Origin of the sequence: Streptomyces sp. (assembly GCF_036566765.1) — a bacterium.
Classification (GTDB): Bacteria; Actinomycetota; Actinomycetes; order Streptomycetales; family Streptomycetaceae; genus Streptomyces.
Genome location: NZ_DATCVQ010000768.1, coordinates 1 through 4,987, shown reverse-complemented (window position 1 = coordinate 4,987; position 4,987 = coordinate 1). Strand labels below are relative to the sequence as shown.

The 4,987-nt window shown below is 74.8% G+C and carries 1 protein-coding gene and 2 pseudogenes; all 3 read left to right on the top strand.

The window, feature by feature from the left end:
- Positions 1–365 (top strand): annotated as a pseudogene (locus VIU94_RS44540) (hypothetical protein); the annotation flags it as partial.
- A 61-nt stretch (positions 366–426) separates the two neighbouring features.
- The gene (locus VIU94_RS44535; protein WP_331921439.1) at positions 427–3,762 is read left to right on the top strand and encodes a tubulin-like doman-containing protein; all 3,336 of its coding nucleotides are present in this window, start codon (positions 427–429) and stop codon (positions 3,760–3,762) included.
- Positions 3,759–4,987, top strand: a pseudogene (locus VIU94_RS44530) (hypothetical protein); the annotation flags it as partial. The gene VIU94_RS44535 and the pseudogene VIU94_RS44530, both read left to right, overlap by 4 nt.

Sequence of the window (4,987 nt, the reverse complement as noted above, 5' to 3'; positions counted from 1 at the left end):
CCGGCGGGGCCGGGGCGCACCGGCTGCGCCGTACCGGTGGCGGCGAGCTGCTGCTCCGCGCCAACCGGGGCAGGGACGTCGCGGTCCGGCCCGGCGAGCCCGCGGAGCTCGGGGACGACTGCGCCCTGCTCGTCCAGGGCGTCCGGCCCACCGGCCGCCGCACCTCCACAGGAGGCCCGTCCCGGCTGCTCGGCCGCCTCACCGCGCGCGGCCGCCGCGGCCCCGTGCCCGGCCAGCGGGACCCGCGGAGCGGCTGGTCCCGCCCCGGCGACGGTGACCGACACGGTGAAAGGCACTCCGAGCGCACGCCCCCGCACCCCGACGAACACCCCGCCGGAGCGCGTACATGGGACCCGAACTTCTGACCGGCCGCACCACCGACCACCGCAGCAGCACGCACGAGAACGCGCTCCAAGGGGAGACGACATGAAGATCTACCAGCCCATGCTCTTCGTCGGCCTGGGCGGGACCGGCGGGCGCATCGGCAGCGAGCTGGAGCGCGGGCTGCGGCGCGAGTTGTGCGGGCCCGACGGGACCGCGCTCGTCGACGGCGGGCGGCGGCTGCCGTTCCAGCTGCCCGAGTGCCTGCAGTTCGTGTACGCGGACTTCAGCGAGGCGGAGCTGCTGCGTCAGCCGCAGTTCCGGGCCAAGGGCGCCGAGGGCGCCGCGTACGCGCGGACCTCCCGGATGGTCCGCGACCTGCTGCCCACCGACTACGACAGCTCGCCCGAGGTGACCCGGATGCTCCGGGTCGCCCTGCACGAGGAGACCCGCGGCTGGCTCCCGCCGCAGGCCCGCCAGCCCCGCGTCGCCCCGCTGCACAACGGGGCCGGGCAGCTGCCCACTGTCGGGCGGGCCGCGCTGTTCGCGACCATGCGCGCCGGCCTGGAGCCGGTGCTGCGGCAGCTGCGCGAGGCGATCGGCGCGATCGGCAACTCGGCCGGCGACCTGCAGCGCGTCGGCGGCGGCCGGATCCGCGGCTGCGACGTCTTCGTCGCCTTCTCCGTCGCCGGCGGCACCGGCGCCGGGATCTTCTACGACTTCATCCACCTCATCGGGCACGAGTTCCGCAAGTCCAAGGTGCCCGGCGTGAAGATCTACCCGCTGGTCGTCATGCCGTCCGCCTTCCCGCCCGAGGCGGGCGGCGGCCGCGAGGCCGAACTCAACTCCGCCCGCGCCCTGGTGGACCTCTCCCGCCTCGTCGACGACCAGAACGTACCGGACGCCCTCGCCGACGTCGGCGACGTCGAACAGCGCGGCCGGATCAGCGTCCACTACCCCGGCGACGGGGTCGTCGCCCTGCGGCCGTCCACCGTCCAGACCGCGTTCCTGTTCTCCAAGCCCGCCGTCATCCGCACCGAGGACCTGCGCCGCTCCATCACCGCCATGGTGATGTCCCTCATCGGCACCGAACTGAGCGAGGACACCGGTGCCGCCGCCCGCGCCGACGACGACTACCAGTCCTTCGCCGCCAGCTTCATCAACAAGAGCGTCGAGCGCTCCACGCCCGCCCGCTCCGGCATCGGCTACCGCGGCATGTCCACCAGCCTCGCCGCCTCCCTCACCGTCCCGGTCGACGACCTCGCCGAGATCGTCGCCGCGCGGCTGCTCGCGCAGGCCGTCCGCGGCATGACCGAGCGGGCCCGCCGGCCCGCCCCCGACGCCGCCGAACGCGTCCACGACCTGTTCGCCCGCTCCGGGATCGGCCGACTCTGGACCCGCGAGGCCCCCGAGATCGAGGTCCCCGAGCAACTCCCCAAGGGCGCCAAGGCGATCAGCCAGGCCCTGCGCGACCGGCTCGGCGACATGCACGACGCCCTGCAGCGCCTGGAACGCGAACTCGCCCGCGACATCCCCCGGCTCACCGAGGACTTCAAGCCCGGCACCGGCGCCCGCGAACTCCTCGGCCTGATCGGCCCGTTCCAGCTGGAGACGGTGCTCGGCGGACTGCCCGGACACCCCGACCGGATCGGCCGGGTCGGCTTCACCGGCATGCTCGACAACCGCAAGAACGACCCCGAACGCCCGCCGCACGTCCAGGCCGCCGCCCCGCACATCCCCCGTATCAAGGGCGGCGTCGGCGGACTCGTCCCGGCCCGCTGGAGCGACCCCGACGTCCAGGAGGCGCTCGCCGAGCAGGACGGCTGGTACCGCTGGCGCGCCAACGCCCTGTGGCACCGCGGCTGGCAGGCCGGCGAGGCACAGTGGCGGCCGCCGCTCACCCGGATCGCCAACGAGCTCGCCGAGCTCACCAAGGTGCTCCGCGCCCACGAGCAGGACGAGGGCAAGCTCTTCGCCGACCGCCGCCGCGAGCTCTACCGCGACGACCGCACCGGCATCGCCTACCTGCTGCCGCCGCAGAACAGCCTGCGCGCCTTCTACGACGACGTCCTCGACCGCCTCGTGCAGAGCGAGGGCCTGCCGGAGAACACCGAGGCCGCCGGGCTGCTCGACCGGATGCTCCGGCCGGAGGACTGGCTGCGCGCCCTGGACGCGGTCCGCCGCTCCCCGGGCTCGGCCGTCAAGGAGATCAAGCAGGTCGTCGAGCAGCGGGTCAAGAAGCTCTTCGGCGAGGCCAACGAGGACCGGTTCTCCCGGCCGCTGCTGCCCTCGATGGGCCTGCTGCTGCGGGCCGCCGCCGGCGACGAGTCCGCCGAGTCGAAGGTCGACGCCCGCTGGCTGGAGCAGTTCCGCTCCCGGCTCGCCGGGCTGCTGCCGGTCGGCTTCACCCCGGACGGCAGTGGGCCGATGAAGATCCTCATCGTGCACCCGGCGGGCGAGTCGGACGGCCGGGCGTCGAGCTACCTCGCCCAGGAGCTCAACCTGCCGCCGCGCGCCGCCCAGGAGTACCGGGCCGTCGACACCGAGTCCATCACCGTCGTGCTCTTCCGCAGCGGCATGAACCTCACCGACATCTCCGAGGTGCGCGGCGTCCTCAAGCTCTGGTCCGAGGCCCGCGAGACGGCCGGCGAGGACGACTTCCTGCACTGGCGCCAGCGCCTCGGCTACCAGGACGACTGGCTGGTCAGCACCGAGGAGGACCGGCAGCGCATCCTGCACCGGCTGCTCTGCGCGATGTGGAACGGCCGGATCGAGACCGAGGGCCCGGCGGACTCGCCCGACCTGGTCCGCATCCGGCTCCAGGAGGGCGAGTCGGCGACGATGTCGCTGCGCCTGGAGAGCTTCGACGGCTCCCTGTCCAGCTGGGCGGGGATGCTCCGTGAGTACGAGCGCTGGGCGCTGCTCGACGAGGGTCAGATCATCGAGGACTTCTGCGAGCGCCTGATGAGGACGCTGCCGACGGGCCTCGCGAACACCCCCGTCGGGCCGTCGCCGCTCTTCGTCCACTTCGTGGAGAAGGTGCTGCCGCGCCAGCTCCGGCTCCTCGACGAACTCACCGAGGAGTACGGGGCGGAGGACCAGGAATGGCTCGCGCCGCTCCGACACTTCTGGGAGCACACCGTCCCCGGCGCCCTGGAGATGCGCTTCTCCGGCTCGTCGCGGGCGACCCGGCCGACGCTGAAGGCGCTGTACGACCGGCACGCCCCGGACTCGGGGCCGGGACCCTCGCCCGACGACGAGCGGCGGGTGCCCCGGCAGCGGGAGGAGCGGCCGCAGCCGTCGTACGCCGACCCCGCCGACCGCCGCGAATCGGCCGACCGACGGGACTCGTTCGGTTCCCGGGACTCCTTCGACGCTCGCGAGTCCGGCGAGCCGGAGAGCACCGGCTACCCGTGGGAGACGGACGGTGAGGAGGAATGAACCTCCGCCCCCTGCCCGGGCACGCCGTTGTCCTGGATCTCAGGGACCCCGATCACGACGTCAAGGCGGCCCTCGACGTCCCGCAGTCCGGCCCCGAGCGCCGGTTCGTCGTCATCGACGACGCGGACCGGATCGTCGCCCACCAGCGCGACTACGAGCGCCTCTCCTCCTACGGCCCCGCCCGGATCGTCTGCCTGGCCGTCGGCGCGGAGGGCGAGCGGACCCTGCGCCGCTCGCTCACCCTGCGCCCGCCCTCCGCAGGTGTGCTGTGGCTGCTGGACCCGCACGGCGACGGCCGCGGTCACGACCCCGACGCGGCCCTGCGCCCGCTGGTCGACGTGATCGCCACGCCCGAGGTCTTCGAGGAAGTGCTGCGGGCCCTCGGCGGCGTCGTGCACGGCGTCGCCGTCCCCTCCGTACGCCTGCTGGAGCACGACCTCACCGACGAGGCCAGGACCAGGGTCTGGCGGCAGGCCCTGGAGCGGCTCGCCGGACAGGACGTGCCCGCCCAGGGCGCGGGCGAGCAGGTGCCCGCCGAACTCGCCCCGCTCCTCGACGACTCGGTGCCCGCGAGCCTGGCCGGCCACGACTGGCTGCCGGCCGGCGGCCGGGCCGGCGACCGCCTGCGGGACTGCGACGCGGCGCTCGCCGACGTGGTCGCCGACTGCGAGCAGATCCGCGGTCCGGCCGGGCTGTTCACCGCCGTCGGCCGCGAGGTCGACCTGCCCGGCGGCCTGGAGCGGCTCGCCGAGGCGCTGACCCGGTTCCGGACCACCGTCGCGGACGCCTTCACCGCTGCGAGCGGGCCCCGACTCACCTTCGAACACCGCGGCAGGATCCAGGAGTTCGGGATCGCGCTGCCCGTGCTGCCGCCCGAGGTCACCCGCGCCGGGGTGGTTCCGGGCCTGCGCGACCACACCGAGGCCCTGATCGCCCGCCCGCTGCCGCTGCGGTCCGTCGCGGCCCGGCTCGTCGCGCTGTCCGCCCGCTCCGCCCCGGCCGGCAGCGCCGCGAGGCTCGCCCGGCTCGACGAGCTCTGCGACCCCGCGTACCTGCGCCACCTGGCCCGCCCCGTGCCGTTCACGGCCGGCGGCTCCCGGCCCGTCGCCGCCCTGGTGACCGCCGGACTCGCCTTCGTCGCCGGGCTCTGGCCGCTGCTCGGCTGGGTCCTCGGCCCGGCGGCCGGAGTCCTCGCCGCCGCGCTCGCCGTGCTGATGCTGCGCCG